The sequence below is a fragment of the Methanofollis fontis genome, assembly GCF_004297185.1.
GTDB classification, from domain to species: Archaea; Halobacteriota; Methanomicrobia; order Methanomicrobiales; family Methanofollaceae; genus Methanofollis; species Methanofollis fontis.
Genome location: NZ_PGCL01000007.1, coordinates 15578 through 37907, shown reverse-complemented (window position 1 = coordinate 37907; position 22330 = coordinate 15578). Strand labels below are relative to the sequence as shown.

General features: G+C 59.7%; 28 protein-coding genes and 2 tRNA genes. 24 read left to right on the top strand and 6 right to left on the bottom strand.

Annotation, left to right across the window (positions count from 1 at the left end; translation table 11 throughout):
- Positions 1-79 precede the first annotated feature (79 nt).
- Together polX and CUJ86_RS11065 are read left to right on the top strand one after the other, a co-directional pair.
- Positions 80-1765, top strand: coding sequence for a DNA polymerase/3'-5' exonuclease PolX (gene polX, locus CUJ86_RS11070; RefSeq protein ID WP_130647642.1), 1686 nt, complete (start codon positions 80-82; stop codon positions 1763-1765).
- Positions 1762-2352, top strand: coding sequence for an undecaprenyl diphosphate synthase family protein (locus tag CUJ86_RS11065; RefSeq protein WP_130647641.1), 591 nt, complete (start codon positions 1762-1764; stop codon positions 2350-2352). Before polX ends, CUJ86_RS11065 begins: the two co-directional genes overlap by 4 nt.
- Here the strand turns inward: CUJ86_RS11065 and uppS are convergent, their stop codons facing one another.
- Positions 2353-3114, bottom strand: a complete 762-nt coding sequence (gene uppS / locus CUJ86_RS11060) for a polyprenyl diphosphate synthase (RefSeq protein ID WP_130647670.1) — start codon at positions 3112-3114, stop codon at positions 2353-2355.
- Complete coding sequence (locus tag CUJ86_RS11055; protein ID WP_165394897.1) at positions 3111-4055, bottom strand: radical SAM protein; 945 nt, start codon at positions 4053-4055, stop codon at positions 3111-3113. Before CUJ86_RS11055 ends, uppS begins: the two co-directional genes overlap by 4 nt.
- A 194-nt stretch (positions 4056-4249) precedes the next feature.
- Between CUJ86_RS11055 and CUJ86_RS11050 the strand changes: the two genes are divergently transcribed.
- Genes CUJ86_RS11050 through CUJ86_RS12220 form a run of 3 tightly spaced genes read left to right on the top strand, consistent with a single transcriptional unit; the run spans position 4250 to position 8101 of the window.
- Positions 4250-5143, top strand: a complete 894-nt coding sequence (locus CUJ86_RS11050) for a DUF7289 family protein (protein WP_130647639.1) — start codon at positions 4250-4252, stop codon at positions 5141-5143.
- A 10-nt stretch (positions 5144-5153) separates the two neighbouring features.
- On the top strand, positions 5154-6005 hold the full coding sequence (locus tag CUJ86_RS11045) for a type IV pilin N-terminal domain-containing protein (protein WP_165394894.1): 852 nt from the start codon (positions 5154-5156) through the stop codon (positions 6003-6005).
- 8 nt (positions 6006-6013) lie between these two features.
- Positions 6014-8101: a PKD domain-containing protein gene (locus tag CUJ86_RS12220; RefSeq protein WP_235855671.1), complete on the top strand. Its 2088-nt coding sequence runs from the start codon at positions 6014-6016 to the stop codon at positions 8099-8101.
- Between the two features lie 272 nt (positions 8102-8373).
- Here the strand turns inward: CUJ86_RS12220 and CUJ86_RS11030 are convergent, their stop codons facing one another.
- The 4 genes from CUJ86_RS11030 to CUJ86_RS11015 form a co-directional block, all read right to left on the bottom strand.
- Positions 8374-9498, bottom strand: a complete 1125-nt coding sequence (locus CUJ86_RS11030) for a KamA family radical SAM protein (protein ID WP_130647637.1) — start codon at positions 9496-9498, stop codon at positions 8374-8376.
- A gap of 188 nt (positions 9499-9686) precedes the next feature.
- Positions 9687-10067, bottom strand: coding sequence for a Zn-ribbon domain-containing protein (locus tag CUJ86_RS11025; protein WP_130647636.1), 381 nt, complete (start codon positions 10065-10067; stop codon positions 9687-9689).
- A gap of 7 nt (positions 10068-10074) precedes the next feature.
- Positions 10075-10446: a DUF2073 domain-containing protein gene (locus CUJ86_RS11020; RefSeq protein WP_130647635.1), complete on the bottom strand. Its 372-nt coding sequence runs from the start codon at positions 10444-10446 to the stop codon at positions 10075-10077.
- 5 nt (positions 10447-10451) lie between these two features.
- On the bottom strand, positions 10452-11093 hold the full coding sequence (locus CUJ86_RS11015) for an Era-like GTP-binding protein (RefSeq protein ID WP_130647634.1): 642 nt from the start codon (positions 11091-11093) through the stop codon (positions 10452-10454).
- A 206-nt stretch (positions 11094-11299) separates the two neighbouring features.
- Between CUJ86_RS11015 and CUJ86_RS11010 the strand changes: the two genes are divergently transcribed.
- The 19 genes from CUJ86_RS11010 (at position 11300) to rpsB (ending at position 22316) form a co-directional block, all read left to right on the top strand.
- Positions 11300-11863: a CBS domain-containing protein gene (locus tag CUJ86_RS11010; RefSeq protein ID WP_165394893.1), complete on the top strand. Its 564-nt coding sequence runs from the start codon at positions 11300-11302 to the stop codon at positions 11861-11863.
- Positions 11860-12618 (top strand): CBS domain-containing protein, encoded by a 759-nt coding sequence (locus tag CUJ86_RS11005; RefSeq protein ID WP_165394892.1) that lies wholly within the window; start codon positions 11860-11862, stop codon positions 12616-12618. Before CUJ86_RS11010 ends, CUJ86_RS11005 begins: the two co-directional genes overlap by 4 nt.
- Before the next feature lie 4 nt (positions 12619-12622).
- Positions 12623-13564 (top strand): CBS domain-containing protein, encoded by a 942-nt coding sequence (locus CUJ86_RS11000; protein ID WP_130647631.1) that lies wholly within the window; start codon positions 12623-12625, stop codon positions 13562-13564.
- A gap of 5 nt (positions 13565-13569) precedes the next feature.
- Complete coding sequence (locus CUJ86_RS10995) at positions 13570-14409, top strand: CBS domain-containing protein (RefSeq protein ID WP_130647630.1); 840 nt, start codon at positions 13570-13572, stop codon at positions 14407-14409.
- Positions 14406-15191: a CBS domain-containing protein gene (locus tag CUJ86_RS10990; RefSeq protein ID WP_130647629.1), complete on the top strand. Its 786-nt coding sequence runs from the start codon at positions 14406-14408 to the stop codon at positions 15189-15191. The genes CUJ86_RS10995 and CUJ86_RS10990 overlap by 4 nt, the downstream gene beginning before the upstream one ends.
- Before the next feature lie 202 nt (positions 15192-15393).
- On the top strand, positions 15394-16359 hold the full coding sequence (locus tag CUJ86_RS10985) for a deoxyhypusine synthase (protein WP_130647628.1): 966 nt from the start codon (positions 15394-15396) through the stop codon (positions 16357-16359).
- Between the two features lie 97 nt (positions 16360-16456).
- Positions 16457-16541, top strand: a tRNA-Ser gene (locus CUJ86_RS10980).
- A 28-nt stretch (positions 16542-16569) separates the two neighbouring features.
- Complete coding sequence (locus CUJ86_RS10975) at positions 16570-17022, top strand: 30S ribosomal protein S13 (protein WP_130647627.1); 453 nt, start codon at positions 16570-16572, stop codon at positions 17020-17022.
- Between the two features lie 16 nt (positions 17023-17038).
- On the top strand, positions 17039-17578 hold the full coding sequence (locus CUJ86_RS10970; RefSeq protein ID WP_130647626.1) for a 30S ribosomal protein S4: 540 nt from the start codon (positions 17039-17041) through the stop codon (positions 17576-17578).
- Between the two features lie 2 nt (positions 17579-17580).
- A complete protein-coding gene (locus CUJ86_RS10965) occupies positions 17581-17976 on the top strand; it encodes a 30S ribosomal protein S11 (RefSeq protein WP_207231415.1) in 396 nt (131 codons plus the stop codon).
- Complete coding sequence (locus CUJ86_RS10960) at positions 17976-18800, top strand: DNA-directed RNA polymerase subunit D (RefSeq protein ID WP_130647624.1); 825 nt, start codon at positions 17976-17978, stop codon at positions 18798-18800. The genes CUJ86_RS10965 and CUJ86_RS10960 overlap by 1 nt, the downstream gene beginning before the upstream one ends.
- On the top strand, positions 18801-19169 hold the full coding sequence (locus CUJ86_RS10955) for a 50S ribosomal protein L18e (RefSeq protein WP_130647623.1): 369 nt from the start codon (positions 18801-18803) through the stop codon (positions 19167-19169). It begins immediately after the preceding gene.
- Positions 19170-19174: 5 nt separating this feature from the next.
- Complete coding sequence (locus CUJ86_RS10950; protein WP_130647668.1) at positions 19175-19597, top strand: 50S ribosomal protein L13; 423 nt, start codon at positions 19175-19177, stop codon at positions 19595-19597.
- 11 nt (positions 19598-19608) lie between these two features.
- Positions 19609-20010, top strand: a complete 402-nt coding sequence (locus CUJ86_RS10945; RefSeq protein WP_130647622.1) for a 30S ribosomal protein S9 — start codon at positions 19609-19611, stop codon at positions 20008-20010.
- A 33-nt stretch (positions 20011-20043) separates the two neighbouring features.
- Entirely contained in the window at positions 20044-20232 is a 189-nt protein-coding gene (locus CUJ86_RS10940; protein WP_130647621.1) for a DNA-directed RNA polymerase subunit N, read from the top strand.
- A tRNA-Pro gene (locus CUJ86_RS10935) sits at positions 20233-20307 on the top strand.
- 29 nt (positions 20308-20336) lie between these two features.
- Positions 20337-20510, top strand: a complete 174-nt coding sequence (locus tag CUJ86_RS10930; protein ID WP_130647620.1) for a DNA-directed RNA polymerase subunit K — start codon at positions 20337-20339, stop codon at positions 20508-20510.
- A 4-nt stretch (positions 20511-20514) separates the two neighbouring features.
- Entirely contained in the window at positions 20515-21702 is a 1188-nt protein-coding gene (gene eno, locus CUJ86_RS10925; RefSeq protein ID WP_130647619.1) for a phosphopyruvate hydratase, read from the top strand.
- A 2-nt stretch (positions 21703-21704) separates the two neighbouring features.
- A complete protein-coding gene (gene rpsB, locus CUJ86_RS10920) occupies positions 21705-22316 on the top strand; it encodes a 30S ribosomal protein S2 (RefSeq protein ID WP_130647618.1) in 612 nt (203 codons plus the stop codon).
- Positions 22317-22330: the final 14 nt, after the last annotated feature.

Sequence of the window (22330 nt, the reverse complement as noted above, 5' to 3'; positions counted from 1 at the left end):
GGAGTGGGCGGTCTTATGGATTTGCTTCCCTGCACCGCCACCCCGTCAGGCCTATAGGGCATGCCGACCACCTCCATCTATGGAGATGACCAACCGGCAGGTGGCCCGGGTCCTGGAGGAGATCGGGCAGCTGCTGGAGGTGCAGGGCGAGAACCGGTTCAAGGTCAGGGCATATATGGCGGCGGCAGACCGGATCGGCCACCTCACCGGGCCGGTCGGCGACCTGACCGAGGAGGAACTCGAGGCGATCCCCGGGATCGGCCGGGCACTTGCAGGCAAAATACATCAGATCGTCCAGACCGGCACCTGCACCGAGCGGGAGCGGCTGATCGATGCGACCCCGCCCGGGCTGATCCCTCTCCTCGACCTGCCCGGCGTCGGCCCGAAGACGGTGCGGCGCCTCTGGACCGAACTCGGGGTGGAGGATACCGACAGCCTGATCGCCGCCGCCAGAAACCGGCGGGTCAGGGCCCTGAAGGGATTCGGGGCAAAGAAGGAAAGCGACATCCTCAGGGCCGCAGAAACCGCCGGAAAAATGACGGAGAGGATGGATGTCTCCGGGGCAAAGAGGCGTGCTGCGGTGCTGATGGCGGCGATACCGGGAGAGGCGTGGGTGGCCGGAAGCCTCCGCCGGGGGCGCTCCACCATCGGCGACATCGACATCGTCACCACTGCACCACCGGGAGAGACGAACCGGGCGCTCAGACGGATTGCCGACAGCATGATCGACGAGGGGGAGCGGAAGACCTCGGTCCGCATCGAGGGGCGGCGGGCCGATATCAGGTACGCTGATACCGCCGAACTGGGGACGATGCTGCTCTATCTCACCGGTTCAAAGGCATTCAACATCAGGCTCAGGGGTATTGCCGCAGAACAGGGGATGCGGCTGAACGAATACGGCCTCTTGATGCGGGAGAGCGGGGAAGTGCGGACCTTCCCGACCGAGGAGGGGGTGTTCGGGGCCCTCGGGATGGTGCCGGTGCCGCCCGAACTCAGGGAGGACCGGGGCGAGGTGGAGTATGCACTGGAGGGGCGACTCCCCGACCTGGTGGATGCGGGTGCGATCAGGGGCGACCTGCATGTGCACTCGGAGTGGAGCGACGGCACGCTTTCGCTTCCGGATATCGCCGACGAAGGGGAGAAGAAGGGGTATGAGTATATCCTGATCACCGATCATGCCGCCGGGATCGGGGTGACGCACGGCCTCGATGCCGCCCGCCTGGAGCGGCAGCGGCATGAGATCGAGCGGGTGAACCGGAACGCCGCCTGCACCCTGCTCGCCGGCATCGAGGTCGACATCCTGGCCGACGGCCATCTTTCCCTCCCTGATACCGCCCTGAAGGCATGCGACCTGGTGGTGGCATCGGTGCATACGGCCTTCGGGCAGGACGCCGACACCATGACCAGACGGATGATCGTGGCGATCGAGAACGAGCACGTCGACATCATCGGCCACCCCACGGCCCGCCTCATCGGCCGTCGACCCCCCACCGCCGTCGATATGGACCGGATCATCGATGCGGCGGCGGCGACGGGGACCGCACTGGAGATCAACGCCTCGCCGGCCAGACTCGATCTCGATGATATTTATATCAGGCAGGCAAAAGAACAGGGCGTGAACCTCTCGATCGGGACCGATGCACACCGGCGAAGCGACCTTGAGGCGATGCGCTATGGCGTCGCCCTGGCCAGACGCGGCTGGTGCGGTCCGTCCGACATCCTGAACACCCGCCCCCTTTCGGCGCTTCTGAGGGCGGATGAATGATCCGCTGGCTGTATGAGCGGATGCTTCAGGGGCGCCTCACCTCCCTTCCCGAACATATCTGCTTTATGATCACCGAGGAGGACATGACCGGCGCCCCGGCGCGGATCGTCGAGGTGGCGGATTGGTGCCGGGAGGTGGGGCTTTCAAGCGTCACATTCCATATCTCGACCGACGATCCCGCCCGGATCGAGCCATATATCCCCCAGATCCAACAGATATCAGAGAACGCCAATCTCCACCTCTATATCGGCGACCGGGTGGAGACCGGTGGGAAGGGAATGCTGGTGACCGTCGCCGTCGGGAAGAGCGGGCGGGACGAGGTCACCGATTCGATCCGGCGGATCGCCGCCGAGGGGATCGAGCCCGGGGAGATCGACGAAGAGGTGATCGAACGTCACCTCACCTTCAGGTGCGCACCCGACCTGGTGATCAAGACCGGCGGCAACTATCTCACCGACTTTCTGATCTGGCAATCGGTCTACTCGGAGTTCTTCTTCCTGGACGTAAACTGGATACAGTTCAGAAAAATCGATTTTCTCAGGGCATTGAGGGATTATGCGGCACGAAAACGCCGGTTCGGGGCGTGATCAGGCCGACCGCAGGCGCTGGTCGTAGACCCGTATCGCACGCAACAGGTCGATCTTCCTGAAGAGCGGCCAGTAAGGTGCACAGAAATAGACCGCACACTCGTTCCCGTTCGCCATCCACGGCAGGAAATTCGAGGTCCGCCGTTCATTGCCGGTCCGGACGATCAGGTCCACCGGCGGCAGATGGATGCCGTCATAGAGGTAGTCCTCCACGGTGCGGGGCGTGATGGACGCCGGGTCGATCTGCCCGTCACGCACACCCTCCACGACCCGCCGGGCGGCGTGGACCATCTCGTTTCTCCCCCCGTATGCAAGGGCAATGTTCAGGAAAAAACGGCTGTAATGGCGGGTCGCCGCCTCGGCCTCCTCGATCGTCTGGAGGAGGTCGGCGGGGACCATCGAGCGGTCGCCGATCATCTGCACCCTGATATGGTTTTTGTGCACGCGTTCGTCGCTGAGGATCGAGATGAACTTCTCCTTGAAGAGCTCGAAGAGATATGCCACCTCCTCCCGGTCCCTCCTGAAGTTCTCGGTGGAGAAGGAGTAGAGGGTGATCGTCCTGATCCCGAGTTCCTGCGCCCATTCGAGCACCCGCGTCGTCGTCTCCGCACCGGCCCGGTGTCCGGTGATGGTGCCGGCGCCGAGCATGCGGGCATAGCGGCGGTTGCCGTCCATGATGATGGCGATATGATCGGGAATCTGCCTGCACTGCCAGCGCAGGTAACGTTCATAGAACGGTTCGATCTGTTCCCTGAGATTCAGAGCGGCGTCACCTCCAGAATAATTCCTCCATTGGGGTAGCGCTCGATGACCGATTTTCTGCCGGGGAGGTCGTCCCTCAGGTCGGCGAGCACCCACCAGGCCATCTCTACCTGATTACCCACTACCTCAAGATCATAAATACCTTCCCTGCGCCCCGCCTCCAGAACGGGGGGGAGTGCCCCGTCCTCCAGTTCAAGGAGACCGTAGATGATCGTCCCGTCGTCGGTGACCTCGTCGAAGGGGCGGGCGGTATTGTGGGCGATCCGTTTCAACCGCTCCCTGAGCTGGACCGAGTCCTTGAAGGATGAGGTGCAGAGGTGGACCCGTTCGTCGGAGAGGAGGGGGGCGGCCCACTCCGCGGCCCCACCGACGGCATTGTGGAGGCCGTCCTCGAGATCGAGTTCCCGGGAACGCATGGCGGCGGCATTGGTCTCGCTCCACTCGAGTTCGTTGATGTTCAGGAAGTCGAGGTCGGGCAGGATCGCCCCGAGGGCCTCGATGCCGGGAAGGGAGGGCACCTCAAACCCAACGGAGAACCCGAGTCTCCGGGCGGTCTGCACCGATTCTGCAAAGGGGGTGTCCAGGATCTGCCCCCACTCCTCCTGCGGGGGGTGAAGACGGATCTCGTCCACACACCCGATGAGGGGACGCAGCTGCTCCTCAGAGGGGGCGATGCCGGTGTAGAGATGGATGTGGTGGTCGGGCCCAAAGTGTTCCTTGAGGAGACGGCAGGCATGGACGACCTCGTCGAGCACCAGGAAGGGTTCGCCGCCGGTGATGCTGCTGCCGCGGGCGCTCATCATCTCGGCCTCGTCCAGGATGTCGGCAGGAGAAGCGACCACCCGGTCGTTGGCATACATCACGTCGCCGTTCCGCCGCTTCTCAGAGATGGGGCAGTACCAGCAGTTCCTCCCGCACCTGCCGGTCACGAACAGCACCATCTTGGCGCCCTCATAACAGAGGACGCAGCCCCGCGCCAGACGGGTAGTATGGTCTATGGATCCGGACACGTCTTCATTCCCCGTACTTTATTCTACCCTACCTATGAACCGGCGCTTTCTTAACATTATCCACATCTGCAGGCGTGGTGATTCTGAAAGGAATATATACAGCCCGGAAAAAAACTTCCCGTATCATGGCACCCCCCCGAGACGAGGAGGCACTGTCCGAGGTCGTCGGATTCGTCCTCCTCCTTGGCGTGATCGTGCTCGCCCTCTCCGTCTATCAGGTCTATGCGGTCCCGGCGCAGGGGAGGGAGAACGAGATCATGCACATGAACCTGGTGAAGGACCGGTTCACCGACTACAAGATCGCCCTCGACTCGCTCTGGGTGAACAATGCCACCGGGGTGACCCTCTCGATGGCATTCGACCTCGGGTCCGGATCGGCGACCACGACAGGGAGCGGTCTCTCGATCCCCCTGCTCTCCCCGGTGGGGTCGTCGGGGGCGGTGAGCGTCGCATCGGGCGGGAGTGTGCTCACGATCACGGCAGATTCGGATGAACAGGAAATACCGCTCGGCAGTCTCCAGTATGTCTCAGGGAACAACTACTGGGTGGACCAGACCTGGACCTATGAGATGGGGGGCGTCTTCCTCACCCAGACCGGCGGGACGACGGTGCGGGTTTCCCCGCCCTTTTCGGTCTACAATACCGGCGGGAATGCCTCGGTCTCGATCACGCCGGTGAACATCACGGGATCGTCCCTTCTCGCCGGGTCCGGACCGGTGCGGATCGAGAGCCGTCTGCGGAACATGCCTCCCTATGCAAACATCACCGGGACGTTCAGTGCAGTGAACATCTCGATCGACACCGGTGACGAAGGCACGGCACGGGCATGGCGGCGGGCGTTTGCGGCGGCGCCAGTGCGGGAAGGGATCCCGACGGCATGGTATGAGGTCAGCCCGGAGTCCTCCCTGAGTTCGGGGGTTGCATGGATCCGGATCGATGGGAGCGACCATGTCACCCTCCTGGCCGAGCGGGCCGATTACCTGGTGAGCATTGCGACCTCCGCATCCCTGATCGAGTGAGGTGATGACGATGGACAGAATCTATGAAGAAGGCGTCTCCGAGGTGATCGGGGCCGTGCTGCTGATCTCGCTGGTGGTGCTTGGTGTGGCGATCGTGGCGGTGACAATCCTCTCGCAGCCCCCGCCGGCCGAGGTCCCGCGGGTGAGCGTGGTAGCGGCGACCTCGACGGACAACACCACCTTCGTGCTCTTCCACGAGGGGGGCGACACCCTCTCGGAGGGGGAATACCGGATCTATGTGGACAATGGGAGCGGTCTTGAGGACCGGACCGATGAATTCACCCTCTCCGGGGACGGCATCTGGTCGATCGGCGAGAACCTCACCTATACAGGCGACGTCGCCCAGATCGAGCGCGTGGTGGTCTCGGTCGTCGATTCAAGCGGGGGCGAAATGGTGATCGCCGAACCACGATATGCGGCGGCAGCGGTGGACGCAGGTGGGTTTGTGGACGAGGGCGGGGCCGGGACGTGGCCGGTGGTGACGGTGACGCCTGAAGGAGGAGAGAATGAAACGTCGTCTGAGATGATTGTTGGTCCTGACGTCGTGAACAACTATGTCATAGATGCAAGCAAGGACTTTACGTTTTCCGTAAACATATCGACACCCTCTGCACATTACGTCCATATGGCCATCTACAATTATAATGATCTTAAAGAAAGTAACAAGGGCGAGCTCTCCTCACATATCATTGCACTGAACCTGACTCAGAGCGAGGCAGAGGCCTTCTATTACAATCACACCTTAAAAACCACAGAAAACCTAGGAGCCGATGGGGATCTGATTTCCGTAACAGCAATTGTATATGACATAAATAACTCGGTGATCGCCTACCAATCTGTGCTTGGTACGCTGGATACATAGGGGTTAAAATGCAGAACGACACCGCAACATCAGAACTCATCGCCGTCGTCACCCTGATCGTCATATCGGTGGTGGGGGTGACGGTCATCGGCGTCGCCATCCTCTCAGACCCCCCGGCAGAGGAGGCGCCGGCCATGCTTGCAAGCGTGGCCTTTGACAATACCACCGACGGCGACCACCGCCTCGTCCTCCTCCATGACGGTGGCGACCCGCTGGAGCGGGGCGCATTCGTGGTATATGTGGACGATCAGGACCGGACCGCCGATCTCGTGGACGAAAGCGGATCGACGGACTGGACACTCTGGGAGAACGGGCAGACGCTCACCCTGGCGATGGGCAACGACCCCGAACCCGATGGGGTGCTGGTCACCGCCAGCGGCAGTGGAGGCGGGACCGGATGGGTGCTCCACCTTGTGGGGGATGACGGGATCGTGACGGCGGTGCCGACACAAACAGATGCGCCGGAGGAACTGATCGCCTCCTTCACCGCAACACCGCTGAACGGCACCGCCCCCCTGGAGGTGACGTTCACCGACACCTCCACAGGCGGACCTGACCGGTGGTACTGGGTCTTTGACGAGAACACCACATCAGGTGAGCAGAATCCCACCCACACCTTCGAGACCGCCGGGGAGTATACGGTGCGCCTCACGGCACGAAACGGCGGCGGCGAACAGGACACCACCACACAGACCATCACCGTGAACGGTCCGCCAACCGTCACCGAAGGCTTCTGGCCGATGGACGAGGGGTCCGGAACAATCGTCTATGACAGGAGCGGGAACGACGACGACGGCACCATCACCGGCGCCGCCTGGATCTCCTGCCCGAACCGCGGCTACCTGGTCTTCGACGGCGACGGCGACAGCGTCTCCATCCCGAACCGCGCCGGACTCAACCCCACAGACGCCGTCACCTACGAGGCATGGGCCTACCCGACCGAATATGCCACGGCAAAGGTGATCGAAAAGCGGGACTGGAACGGTCACGGCATCGACCTGGACATCTGGCAGGGCTGGCAGGGCGGCGTCACCACCGCATCGGGCAAGACCACCATCCACTGGGACGATGGACGACCCACCCTGAACCGCTGGTACCATATCGCCCTCACCTATGACGGCAGCACCCTGCGTCTGTATGTGGACGGCGAGGAGAAGTCATCGACATCACTCACCGGCACCCTGACGACGAGCACCGATCCGGTATACATCGGTTCAGACGCCAACCGCCAGAAATGGTTCAATGGCTCGATCGCAAACGTCTCCATCTATAGCACCGCCCTCAGCCCGCAGGAGGTCAGTGCACACCATGCCGCCTACACCCCTGTCGGGTGCCCGGCAGATGCGGCCTTCAGCGCCGACGTCCTGAGCGGCAACGCACCCCTGACCGTGAACTTTACCGACCTCTCAGACCGCCACCCGACCGCATGGCTCTGGGACTTCGGGGACGGCGCCACATCCACCGAACAGAACTCCACCCACACCTACACCGACGCCGGCACCTATACGGTGGCGCTGACTGCGACGAACTGTTTCGGATCTGATACCGAAACAAAGGCAGGTTACATCACGGTCACAGCAGCCGCCACGGGTCATGACACCCTGCTCAACACAGAAAACGGAAAACCCGGATATCTCGAAGAAGGAGGGTACCTGGAATTCAGGGTGACTGGTGCCGACTCCTATATATCAATCAAGAATGAACGTTTTGACCTTTCTATCGGTGACACCGTCAGGCTTGAGATCGGAGAGGAGGGCAATGGCCATATCGACATCATCGACCAGATGATCTCAGAGTTCAACTACAACGATGTAACACTGTATATCAACGGAGACGAGAGAGAAAACGGCAATATGAAAAGCATCTACATCAGGAGCCACGACTCTCTCATATCGACACTCACGCTGATCGTACCCTCAAAGGAGAAATGGACAGACTTCAGGGTGGACGGCACTCCCATCATCGACAGAACCGACGACGATCAGGAGATCACCCTCTCCAACCTGATGCCAGGGACAGATGGTGTGATGAACCTGGATAACCCATCAAATACCATCTGGTTTACCGGATCGATTACAGATTATACCCTCAACTGACCCTTTTTTTCCATTTGATCGCATCAGATTCAGGAGGCCTGTGAAGCATACGGGATGAAACCAGACGGTTCTCCCGGTAGCGGTGGCAGGGTTCGTCACCCCACAACAAATGAGGCCAGAATAGTCCTCAAAAGCAACAGCAGAACAGAGGCAGGCAAAACACATTCAGATATCCAGAGCAATTCAGGAATTCCACCTCCATCGCATAGGGGAGAGAGGCGATTCACCCAATTTCCAGCTCAATTGGAGGACATGCAGGAAGGTATGGGGAATTACCCCGACGCCTCCCCGATCTCCTGCGGCACCGGCACATCACTCACCGGTTCGGTATAGTCGTCGAACCAGAGGGCGGTCGAGTTCCGCCTGAAGCACATAAACTTCCCGATGTTTTCCTGGTCCGCCGCCTGATGGTACTTGAAGAAGATGTGATCGTCGGTGAGGCCGGCGACCTCGATCTTGCCGGTGGCATGGGAGATCACAAACCGCGCCCGTTTGGCGAGTCCTGATACCTGCGATTTCGCCGTCTCCACGATACAGTAGGTCTCCTCCACCGGCACCTGGAACATCCGGTTCCCCAGGGTCGGGCGGCACTGGAAGACATAATAGGGCGGCACACCGATGAACGAGAGTTTTCTGAAGAGTTCGGCGAGCACCGCCGGGTCATCGTTCACCCCCCGGAGGATGGGCGTCTGGTTCACCACGATCGCACCCGCCGCCAGCAGGATATTGAGCGCCTCCACCGCCTGCGGGGTGAGTTCTCGCGGGTGGTTGAACTGCGCCATGAAATAGATCCGCTTCTCGTTCGTCGAATACCGCCTGATCATCTCGGGCAGGGAGGGGTCGTCCAGGATCCGGTAGGGGTTGAAGGCCGGCATCTTCGTCCCGATCCTGATGATCCCCACATGCTCGATCTCCCGGAGCGCTGCCACTATTGGTTCGAGCCTTGAGGTGGCCATGATCAGGGGATCCCCGCCGGTCAGGAGCACATTCGTGATCTCCGGATGCTCCCTGATATAGGCGATCTCCTCGGTCACATCACGGGTCACCTCGGCGCCACGGTTCATGAACAGCCGTTTCCTGAAGCAGAACCGGCAGAAAGTCCCGCACATATCGGAGACGAGCATCAGTGCGGTCTCCCGGTACTTGTGCTGCAGTCCGGGCGCCACAGTATAGTTTGATTCTCGGGAGGGATCGAGCACCCCCGACTCCTCCAGCTCCCTCACGTCAGGGACGGCGATCCGGCGGATCGGATCGAGCGGATCATCGGGATCGATGAGCGAGAGGTAATACTCGTTTGATCGGAAGGCAAACTTTTCCTCAACCCGCCGCAGTGCGGCCCGGTCTTCGTTGTCAAGAAGTTCGATCTGGTCGACCTGTGTCAGGTATCGCGGTTTCATGATAGGTTCACCTCCGTCAACCCGGTCCTCAAACATATTCCAGAAGGGGGTCAGATAGATGTATCCGGGCTAAAAACGGCACCGATCATATCAAAGGAAAAAGCGGTGCCGAAGACGTTTGGTGTATTTCTTTATGGAGCTGAGAATATAAAAAAATTGGGACCGGCAGAGGGAAAGAGGCAATGCCCTTATTTCTTCTGTTTCCGGAACCTTTTATTCATGGAAAGGATATCAACGCTGTATTTGCCCTCACCATGGCCGAGGACCATTTCATCGCTCTGTGCGAGTTTCTCGATGTTCAGCTCATAGGAGCCCGGACCCAGGATCCGGATCGACTCCACCCGGTCATAGCATTCCACCGGTCTGGGCGCCTCCTCCCGGACCTCGAGCTCCTCCTCCTCGGTCTCCTCGGCGATCTCCGGGATTGTCTTCTCCTCGAGCACATCCTCGTGCCGCCTCGCTTCCCTGATGTAGAGGAACTTCTTTCCCCCGCAGCTCGGACAGCCCTTCAGGATCTCGATAGAACCGTCTTCGAACTCCCTTCCGCATCTGGTGCACTTGTGCGGCATTGCTCCATCACCGGGACGAAACCCAGGCGCTGATCAGGTCCTCATCCTTCTTGAGGGTCTTGAGCTGGTTGGCCGGACCGATCACCGTCAGGCGGGACTCCGACTTCTTCCCGACGAGGCGGGAGAAGAAACCACCCAGACCCTCGTTTCCGCCCCGGGCAGGATAGGTCTCGAGCTCGATCCCCGAAAAGCCGTCCGGTTTGATCTCCAGCATCGTCAGTTCGATCAGCCTGCTCTGCTCCTCGGGGGCAAGACCCTTCTCCAGGACCACGATGGTCCCTGAGCGCACATCATCGAGGATCAGCCGGATCTTCTCCATCATCGTCAGCCTGTCCAGTCTCTCGGCCGAGAGGAAATCTATCTGTACTCCCTGGATCATCCTGATCACCCGAACATCTCGGTCATCTTCTCGTAGAGCTCCTCAACATTGTCGCCCTCCATCCCGGAGATCGAGATCACCGGGTGCTGGGGGAAAGCACTCCTGATCCGCTGGGGAGCGGCATCAGGGAGATCAATCTTGTTGGCGACAATGACCACCGGGAGTTTTCGGCTCTCGATGATCCCGATCATCATGATGTTCACCTGCAGGAAGGGGTCCAGCGTGGAGTCCAGCATGTAGATCACACCATCGATGTCGTCCCTGAGCCAGTGCATCGCCTCGGCAACGCCCTCGGTTGCTTCCCTGGCCCTCTTGACCGCCTCGTCCTTCTCAAGACCATATTCCAGGAACTCATTGTAGTCGATCTTCGTGGTCACGCCCGGCGTATCCACGATATCAATCACCACCGAACTGCCGTTCGTGCCCGTGATGGTGATATCCTCCTTCCGCCGTGCCCGCCGGGTTTCGTGCGGGATCTCTGAAACCGGCCCCACTGCATCGCCGGTCCAGTCCCGCACGATCCTATTGGCAAGGGTGGTCTTACCGGCATTGGGAGGACCGTAAATACCGATTCTGGAGCGTTTTTTGCTGAAAAACGACTTGAGAAATTTTGATACCTTTTGCTTTGCCCGAACAAGAAAACTCATCGTTCATCCCCTATTGGTGAGTATACAGCTACTCAATAGATGATTGCCCGCTCCGGTATAAATATCCGCCCATATTGTCGGCGATATAACCTCGACGCATACGGGCGCAATTGCCAAAATTTCCTACAGTATTCTTTTATAGGGGAATCACATAGTTTGTGGTATCTGGATTATTCCGGAGAACAGCGACCCTCTGGGGTGAACTCATGTCCAACACGAGAGACACAATGTACGTAGAAACCAGGGTTCCGCTGAAGGAAGTGATGAGGGTCAACCCTACCACCATCGAGGCAGAGGCAACAGTCGCAAAAGCCGCGGCCATGATGTGCCGTGATGAGGTTGGGAGCTGCATCGTCCTGTCAGGGAACGTCCCGATCGGCATCGTCACCGAACAGGATATGAACTGCAAAGTTGTCGCACAGGACCTCAGACCGAGCGAGGTCCGTGTCAAAGACATCATGAGCACTCCCCTGATCACCATCGATGCCGATATGACCGTGGGGGAAGCTGCGCACATGATGATCAGTCACCGGGTGCGGAGACTCCCGGTCGTTGACAACGGGAAGGTCACCGGCATCGTCACCGTCAGGGACCTCCTCGGCGTCGCCAACGAACTGAATGAGATCATGTCTGATCTCATCGTGATCAACCGGGAGGAGAGTTACACCATGGGCGTCTGTGACCGGTGCGGAAAGATGAGTGACGAACTGGTATCTCTCGACTCGATCATGCTGTGCAAGGAATGCAGGGAGGAGGAGCACTTGAGATGAAACTGGCCAGAGATATGATGGTGAGGATTCCGTCCCTCACCACAGGCGACCTGATGACCAGGGCGCGCCAGGTTCTGCGGGATGACATATTCCGCGAGGTCGCAATCACCGATCCCAGGGGCCGGTATGTCGGCTACATCGACATCACCGATGCCCTCAAAGTAACCGACACCAAGTCGAATGTCCTCATCGAGGGCTTCGTCAGAGAGGGGGCGGCGGTGGCGCCGGACGCCCCCCTCACCACAATCGCCAGCGCGATTCGCATCGCAGGCACCGACATGGCCGTCGTCACGGACGGGAACGGCATCGTGCTCGGGGGCGTTATGCTCTCCGACATCTTTCCGATCCTGTGCACGCGCGAGGCCCTCCGCGGGACCGTCGCGGATTATATGGAACATAACCCGCCTGTCTGCGCACCCGATGAACACCTCGGACGAGTGTATGCCCGGATGGTGGAGGGGAACAAATCAGCCTATATCGTCATGTCAGGATCGACCCTGACCGGAGTCATATCCCGGAGGGATGTCCTCAATACGGGGAGGGTACGGAAAAGCCTGGAGTCCGGCGGAAAAATTCCGGTGGAGAGTGTAATGATCACACCGGCGATCGCCATTGAAAAGGATGAGGAGGTCAGTGCAGCCGCCAGCATGATGGTGAAGCACGACCTCTCCCAGATCCCGGTGATGGACGGGGACACACTCGTCGGCATCATCGACAGGCACGGCGTGCTGAACGGACTCTCTGCAAAGGAATGATGGCATGCATAAGAACAACCAGAGTGTGAAACAGGGGGACAAACTCCTGAAAATGCCCGGCAAACTTGACAGGGGCCCGATTGAGTTCAGATCACATATCGCCGAGTCCGAAGGTGAGATCATGGGGATCGCCACACGGGACGTGATATCGGTCCCGCCGACGATGACCATCCTCAGCGCCGTCGAGACGATGACCGAGTACGGGTTCCGGAGGCTTCCGATCACCGATGCCGGTACAAGGAGGCTCCGGGGCATCGTCACGGCCCGCGACTCAATCGACTTCCTGGGCGGCGGCGACCGGTTCAATCTGGTCAGAGTCAAACACAATGGCAACCTCCTTTCGGCGATCAACGAGAGTGTGCGGGAGATCATGACCCAGCGGGTCACTACCATCCCGCACACCGCCTCGATCGCCGAGGTGACCCGGATGATCGTGGACAAAAAGATCGGGGGACTGCCGATCGTGGACGATGAGGAGGCGCTCGCCGGCATCGTCACCGAACGCGACGTCATGAAGGCGCTCGCCACCGAGGAGACCGACGTGATCGTCGAGGAGATCATGAGCACCTCGCTCCGTGTCGCCGGTCCTGACACCCCGATCGGCACGGTGACCAGCAGGATGATCACCCATGGCTTCAGGCGTCTCCCGCTCGTCTCAGACGATGTCCTCTACGGCATCGTCTCTGCATCCGACATCATGAAATATCTCGGGAGCGGAGAGGTCTTCAGACGCCTCTCGACCGGCGACGTCGCAGAAGTGATGGCGCTGCCGGTACGCACCCTTGTTTCGGGCGACCTGTTCACCACGGTTCCTGGTGCAAACATCAATGATGCGGCACTGAAGATGCTGCAGAAGAAGGTCGGTGCCCTTCCGGTTATCGAGGACGGGCGGTTGATCGGCCTGATAACCGAATTTGATCTTGTTAAAGCGTTTTCAGAGGAGTGAAAAATATGATGGCAGAGGATGTGATGTCATCCCCGGTACAGGTGGTGACGCCCGAGGATACCGCGGCCCATGCGAGGAACCTGATGATCAAACACAAGGTCTCCCGTATTCTGGTGATGGAGGGCGACCGCCTCGCCGGCATCCTCACCAAGAAGGACCTGGTATACCGCTTGCGGCAGACCGAACCGATCTGGCGGAGACGCCCCATCGACCGCATCCCTGTATCCATTCTGATGACAGAGTCGCCGGTCACCATCGGCCCGGAGACACCCGTCCGCGAGATCGCCGCACTCATGCTCGACCGCATGGTCAGTGGACTGCCGGTCGTCAATGAGGGCAGTGTCATCGGCATTGTCACCAAATCAGATATTCTCCGGTCCGAAGCCGCCGGCGCCCTGAAGATCCCGGTCACCGGGCTGATGGAGGAACCGGTGACGATCAGCAGATATCACTCGCTCGACCATATCATCGACCTGCTCTCTGAGCGGGACGAGAAGCTGATCGTCGTCAACAATGACGGCACACTTGCCGGGATCATCACCGAAACCAACCTGGCCTTCTTCGAGTACGCCAACGAGACCGGTGGCATCCCCGAAAAAGATATAAAAATGCTGAGAAAAGAAGCATCTGGTGGAAGGAAGTCATACAGATATGTAACAGAAGTTTCGGCCATCGCCGAGGACGTGATGACACATCCGGTCCTGACGGCCCCGCCGGAGACCACCGCCGCCGAGGCGGTGGGGCTGATGATCAACCACCACATCAACAGTGTGGTCATTGCACGCGGATCCGAGATCCTCGGTATCGTGAAAAGGGACAACATTCTACAGGAAGTGGCAAAATGAGCGAAGACACATACATCTATATCAGGGACATAATGGCCAGACCCGTCACCATCTCGAAGTCGGCACCGATCACCGACGCCCTCGACCGGATGCTCGAGGAGGGCGTCGACCCCCTGATCGTCACCGACAACGGCGGAGTGATCGGCACCATCTCCCGCCAGGCGATCGCGGACATCCTGGGCAAGAAGCGCAACTCCGATATGCCGCCGACAAAGATCCATGTCGCCAACAGTGTTTCAAAGGACTTCACCGTGGCATACCCGGACCAGGGGATCGAGATCCTGCCTGCCCTCCTGCAGCATGCAAAGATCGTGGTGGTCTTTGATGAGGACCACAAACTGATCGGGCAGGTGGCCTACGGCGACCTCCTGCGGGTCATGCAACCCTCCAAGGAGATGACGGAGGTGCTGGACCCGATCATCACCATCAACGCCGACGAGCGGGTCGTCCACCTGCGGCGCCGGATGGTGGACGAGGGCTGCTCCCGGTTTATCGTCACCGACGACAACGGCCCTGTCGGCATCGTGACCGAGACCGATGTGGCCAGGTCGATGCGGGCCTTCCGCGAGGTGGTGGAGAGCAAACACCAGGACCACCGGATCCGGAACCTGATCGTCCGTGACATCATGTCCTCACCGCTGATCACCGCCGATGCGGCCAGACCGGTCTCTGAGGTGATCGACCTGATGCTCAAGAAGAAGATCAGCTCGATTGCGATCGAGAATGGAAACGGCCGGCTTGCCGGCATCATCACGCGTTCGTCGCTGATCCAGGCGATGTAACAAACATCTTCTTTTTTCTCTCAGAAGAGCGCCGTTCCGGCCCTTCGAGGCGGTCATGTCTTTGAATTTTGGCAGACCCACCGGATGCCACCCTTGAACCGTCAGATCGGTTTAAGGCTCAGAAGGCGTTTCTCTCGCCACTCCTCTGAAATACCAATGAATTAATCCCTGCTCTACCCCATTATACTCAGGAGCACGAGCAATGCAGATGAAACCGCGCCGATCGGTCAGTCCGACAAACGATGTATCTTCACTCCTTGCCGAAATGAGCACCAGCGGGTTTCAGGGCAAAAAACTCGGAGAGTCGGTCGCCATCTGGGAGGAGATGATCCGGGACCCGGAGTGCACGATCATCCTGGGCCTCTCCGGGGCGATGGTGCCGGCCGGCATGCAGGAATGCCTCATCGAACTTGTCAGGCGGAGATATGTGGATGTGATCGTCTCCACCGGGGCGAACATCTTCCATGACATCGCCGAACACCTTGGCATCCGCCACTTCCTGGGCCACCATGTCGCCGATGACGCCGCCCTCTACAGGGAGGGGATCGACCGGATATATGATGTGTTTGCATACGAAGAGCAATTTCGGAGCGTTGACTGGCAGGTCGCCGATTTTGCCGCTGAAATAGCCCCATTCAATGCCTCTTCCGCCCGATTCGTGGAGCGCCTGGCCGGACTGATCACCTGCCTCGCACCCGAAGGTCGGTCGATCACCGCCGCCGCCGCAGAGGCGGGCGTGCCGATCTTCGTTCCGGCCCTCTGCGATTCCTCGATCGGGATCGCCCTCACGGTCGCACGGCGGCGGGGCGTTGATATCGGTATCGACCAGATCGCCGACGCCGACGAACTCACTGCCATCGTCGAGGCATCAGGACGGACCGGCGTGGTCTATGTCGGCGGCGGCGTGCCGAAGAACTTCATCCAGCAGACGCAGGTGATCGCCTCGATGCACAACCTGGAGCTGGGCGGTCATGCCTATGCCATCCAGTACACTACCGACGCCCCGCACTGGGGGGGACTCTCGGGCTGCACCTTCGAGGAGGCGATCTCATGGGGGAAGGAATCCCCGGAGACCAGGCAGGTGCAGTGTTTCTGCGATGCCACCATCGCCCTCCCCATCGTCACCTCGGCCCTGGTCGGTCGTTCCCCGGTCCGCAACCGGGGCTGACCACAACCCTTATTAGAGATTCTTTCGAATATATCTGAACATCATTCATGGAGCAGCGCCCTGGCGTTGCGAGTATCGATGGATGCGAAATTACCATGTTGAGGTAGCCAAGCCTGGTATGGCGCAGGTTTGCTAAACCTGTGTCCCCCTGGGACTCGAGGGTTCAAATCCCTCCCTCAGCGCTTATGACACATCTGATGAGGCGATTGGATGGATCAAGAAGAAGAGATTAAGTACTTTGTTCGGGTCAGAGACACCGACCTGGACGGCACCAAACAGGTGCAGATTGCCCTGACCGGAATCAATGGTGTCGGCCGGCATGCGGCGCGCATCATCGCACAGCAGGCCAATGTAGATTCCCACGCCATCCTCGGCCTGATGCCGGACGAGGAAGTCGAGCGGATCCGCGAGGCCGTCGAGAACTACACCGCTACCGTCCCGACCTGGATGCTCAACCGTCCGGTCGACATCTACACCGGCAAGCCGCGGCACCTCATGGCGAGCGAGGTCCCCCTGACCCTTGAGGAAGACATCAATATCATGCGCAAGATCCGCTCATACCGCGGCATCCGCCATGAGACCGGGCAGAAGGTTCGCGGACAGCGCACGAAGTCCACCGGCAGGACCGGCACGACCGTCGGCGTGAAGAGGAAGAAGAACTGATCGCACAAGGTGAAGCATGGGATATCCAGGAAAGAACCACAAACAGTATTCCACCCCGAAGCGCCGGTTCGAAAAAACGCGCATTGAGGAGGAAGCAAAGATCATCATCGAATACGGTCTGCGAAACAAGCGGGAACTCTGGAAGGCCCAGAGCGTCCTTCGCAAATACCGCAAGGCCACCCGTGAGATCCTTGCCCTCGAGTCCGCCGGCACCGACCCTGCACGCGCCGAGGCCAAGAAGCAGCAGATGATCAACCACCTTGAGCGCTACGGCCTGGTCTCCGGCGAGGTCGATATCGACGACATCCTCGCCCTCCGCGTGGAGCAGGAGCTTGAACGCCGCCTTCAGACCATGGTCTACCGGAAAGGGCTTGCCCGTTCACCCAAGCAGGCCCGCCAGTTCATCACCCATGGCCATATCGCCGTCAATGGGCGAAAGGTCACCATTCCGGGCTACCTGGTGCCGAAAAGCGAAGAGGCAGGCGTCGACTACTACGGGCCGTCACCGATTGCGGCAGAGTCTCACGCTGAGCGCGCACGGGTTGTCGGGAGGTAATCATGGCAGCAGAGAAGGAAAAGTGGGGCGTCGCACACATCTTCGCCTCCTTCAACAATACGATCATCACCGTCACCGACCTTTCGGGGGCGGAGACGATCACCAAGAGCAGCGGTGGCATGGTGGTCAAGCAGGACCGCAATGAGAGTTCGCCGTACGCCGCCATGCAGATGGCAATCAACGTCGCCCAGGCCGCAAAGGAGAAGGGCATCGTCGGGCTTCATGTGAAGGTGCGCGCACCCGGACAGGGCAAGCAGCGCAGCCCCGGGCCCGGCGCCCAGGCAGCCATTCGCGCCCTTGCCCGTGCCGGCATGCGCATCGGCAAGATTGAGGACGTCACACCCGTCCCCCACGACTCGATTCGCCAGAAGGGCGGGAGACGCGGAAGGAGAGTCTGATGCAGATCGAATCCGCCAGAATTGAGGACGGCATCGCACGCTTCGTGCTCTCGGGTGCCACTCCAGCGTTCGCCAATGCCCTGCGCCGAGCCATGATCGGTGAGGTGCCGACGCTTGCCATCGAAGACGTCAAGATCTACGACAATTCCAGCACACTCTTCGATGAGATTCTGGCACACAGGCTCGGACTCATCCCAATAAAGACCGATCTTTCCAGATTCAGACAACAGGACGAATGCTCGTGCGAGGGGGTGGGTTGCCCCCTCTGCCTTGTGACCTTCACGATGAGCGTCGAAGGGCCCAGGACCGTGTACTCCGGGGATCTCATCTCCGACGACCCGGAAACCAGACCGGTTCAGGACGACATACCCATCGCCAGGCTGTTTGAGGGGCAGAAGGTAGTGCTCGAGGCGCGGGCGGTCGTGAACGTCGGCAGCACACATGCAAAGTGGCAGCCGACCACCGCCTGCGGTTACAAGACCTACCCCGTCATCGAAATCGCCGAGAAGTGCGACGGCTGCGGCATGTGCATCGACGAATGCCCCCGAGGCGTGCTCGAACTGCAGGGCCGAACAGCCCGCGTGGTCGAGGGCAAGATCGAGGAGTGTTCGCTCTGCAGACTCTGCGAAAAGGCATGTCTGACTACCGGAATCGGAGAAGAACCCGCAATATCCGTCCGTTCAGACACCTCACGGTTCATCTTTGTTGTGGAAAGCGACGGTTCGCTGCCTGTTCAGACGATCATACAGAAAGGACTCGAATATATCAGGAAACAATCGACGGATCTGGCCGATACGTTGAATGAGATAGCCGGAGTGAATTAGATGGCACAGAGGACAAACCAGAAGACGAACCCCCGTCTCTCCCATCTCATCGCGATGCTCAAGGATACCGCACGCGAGAACGATGCGAAGATCTGGAGGGTCATCGCACAAAATCTGGAATCACCCAGCAAGAACTATGCTGAGGTAAACATTGGAAAGATCAACCGCTATGCACAGGATGGAGAGATCATCCTTGTGCCCGGCAAGGTGCTCGGAAGCGGTGTGCTCGACCAGCGGGTATCGGTGGCGGCACTGAACTTCTCGGAGTCGGCGATCAGCAAGATCACCGGACTCGAGGGCGACTGCCTGACCATCGAAGAGCTGGTGGCAAAGAACCCGAAGGGCTCGAGCGTGAGGATCCTGAGGTGAAGATGATGGTGACGATTATTGATGCAGACGGAATGCTGCTCGGGCGGCTTGCAAGCAACGTCGCAAAGCGTTCACTTCAGGGAGAGGCATTCGCGATCGTGAACGCAGAGAAGGCAATCGTCTCGGGCAGGCGCGCCACGGTGCTGGCGCACTACGACGTCAAGCGCCAGCGGGGTTCCCGCGAGGGCGGTCCGTTCTTCCCGCGGCGGCCCGACCACATCGTAAAGCGCACGATCCGCGGCATGCTCCCGTACAAGCGCCAGCGTGGCGCCGAGGCGTTCAAGAACGTCAGGGTCTATGTCGGCGTTCCGGTGGAATTCCAGGGCAAGGAGTTCGAGACAATCGAGAGTGCCGGGATCGAACGGCTGAACAACCCGCGGTATGTGACGATCGGAGAGATCAGCACCTCACTCGGGGCGAAGTACTGAGGTGACGAGAGATGGCAAAGGTCATTAACACAAGTGGAAAGAGGAAGACTGCAATCGCACGGGCCACCCTGAAGGAAGGAAAGGGCCGGATCCGCATCAACTCCGTACCCCTTGAGATCTACGGGTCAGAACTGTCCCGTATGAAGATCTCCGAGCCCCTGATCCTGGTCCCGAACGGGATCGAGGGCGTCGATGTCTCGATCGAGGTGAACGGCGGCGGCTTTATGGGCCAGGCCGAGGCGATCAGGACCGCCCTCGCACGGGGCATCCTGAAGTGGCACAACGACCCCAGGATCAAGGACACCTTCATCACCTACGACCGCACGCTTCTGGTCAACGATTCCCGTCAGAAGGAAGCGAAGAAGCCACACGGCCGTGGTGCACGTAAGAAGTTCCAAAAGTCTTATCGTTAACCTTGGGAGAATACCTAGGAGGAAAATCGAGACATGATCCCGGTTCGATGCTTTACATGCGGCAAGGTGATCTCCTCTGCATGGGAGGAGTTCAAGAAGCGGCGCGATGCCGGCGAGGATCCAAAGGAGATCCTCGACGATCTCGGTTTAGAGCGCTACTGTTGCAGGCGGATGCTGCTCACACACAAGGAGACTGTGGACGACGTCAATCCATACCAGTGAGGGGTCGTGGGGTAGCCTGGACTATCCTAGGGCGTTCGGGACGCTCTGACCTGAGTTCGAATCTCAGCGACCCCATTATCTACTATTATGTGTTTTGATGATATATGACGAACCCATATACTCGCTATGAGAAAGCCCGGATCATCGGAGCGCGTGCGCTCCAGATCTCGATGGGTGCTCCCGTGCTGATCCAGACAGTCAATGTTGATCCCCTCAATATTGCACTCGAGGAGTTTGCGGACGATCGGACTCCCATCACCGTGAAGAAGAAAGTGTGATCACATGACAGAAATTGAGAGAATCGTATTGAGGACGATCCTTGACAGTCGGGGGAACCCGACCGTTGAGGCGGAGGTCTTCACCGCCTTCGGGCACGGCAGGGCGGCAGCCCCGAGCGGGGCCTCAACCGGCACATGGGAGGCAAAGACGCGGCCACCGCGCCAGGCGATCACTGCCGCCCGTGAACACCTCGTACCCGCACTCATCGGGCTCGAAGCGGCCGATCAGGCCGGGTTTGACTGTGCCCTCAGGGAAAACGACGGCACGGGTGATTTCTCCGAGATCGGTGCGAATGTGGCCGTTGCCCTCTCACTTGCATGCGCAAAGGCAGCGGCGGATGCAACCGGCATCGACCTCTTCCGGTATCTCGGCGGGGCCTTCACCCAGTGCACGCCTCTCCCACTCGGAAACGTGATCGGCGGTGGAGCGCACGCGGCAAACGCCACCGACATCCAGGAATTCCTGGTTGTCCCGACCGGTGCGCCGAGCGCGGACGAGGCGGTCTTTGCAAACGCAGCCGTGCACAAAAAGGTGAAGGAACTCCTGTTTGCAGCCGGAAAGGGGTGCGGAAAGGGAGACGAGGGCGCATGGGCACCCGCAATCCCGGACATCACGGCATTTGAGATCCTGGCAGAGGCGGTCGGCGCCGTCTCCGACGAACTGAACTTCTCCATATCCATGGGCGTCGACGTCGCCTCCACCGAGATGTGGGACGGCACCGCCTATGTCTATCGGGATGCGAAGCGCTCTCCTGAGGACCAGATCGCCTATCTCGCCGAACTGGTGGACCGCTACAATCTGGTCTATGTCGAGGACCCCATGCAGGAGGAGGACTTCGGCGGGTTTGCCGAACTCACCCGCCAGGTCGGTGACCGCTGCATGATCTGCGGCGACGACCTGTATGTGACCAATGCCGAGCGGATCACCCGCGGCATCGAGGTGGGTGCATCCAACTGCGTGCTCATCAAACCCAACCAGATCGGCACGTTGACCGACACCTTTGAGGCGGTGCACCTCGCCCGCTCCCATGGAATGGACACGGTGATGAGTCACCGTTCCGGCGAAACGACCGACGAGACCATCGCCCACCTTGCCACGGCATTCGAGTGCAGACTCCTGAAGACCGGGGTCGTGGGCGGCGAAAGAATTGCAAAACTGAACGAACTCATACGTATTGAGGAGCTGATCTAACAATGGCAGAAGAGAATGAGATGGAAATTGTGCTGAACGAGCCCCTCGTTCCGGTTGAAGAGTACCTGGCCGCCGGTGTCCACATCGGTACCCAGCAGAAGAGCCAGGACATGAAGAAGTTCATCTACCGCGTGCGCGGGGACGGACTGTATATCCTCGACATCAGGTCGACCGATGAGCGGATCAAGACGGTTGCGAAGTTCCTCTCCCAGTACGACGCCCCGAAGGTCCTGGTCGTGGCATCCCGCCAGTACGCCCAGTTCCCGGCAAAGCGGTTCGCCGATACCGTCGGCGGCATGGCGGCAATCGGGCGCTATATCCCCGGTCTGCTGACCAACCCGAACTTCGAGCACTATATCGAGCCCGAGGTCGTCATCGTCACCGACCCGATGGGCGACGCCCAGGCTGTACGCGAGGCCGTTCAGAACGGCATCCCGGTCGTCGGTCTCTGCGACACCAACAACATGACGAGCAACCTCGACCTGGTCATCCCGACAAACAACAAGGGACGAAAGGCGCTTTCGCTCATCTACTACCTGCTCACCAAGGAGATGCTCCGCATCCGCGGCATTTCGACCTCCCTCACCCAGGAAGACTTCGAGACCGAGCTGTAAGGACAACGGAGGGA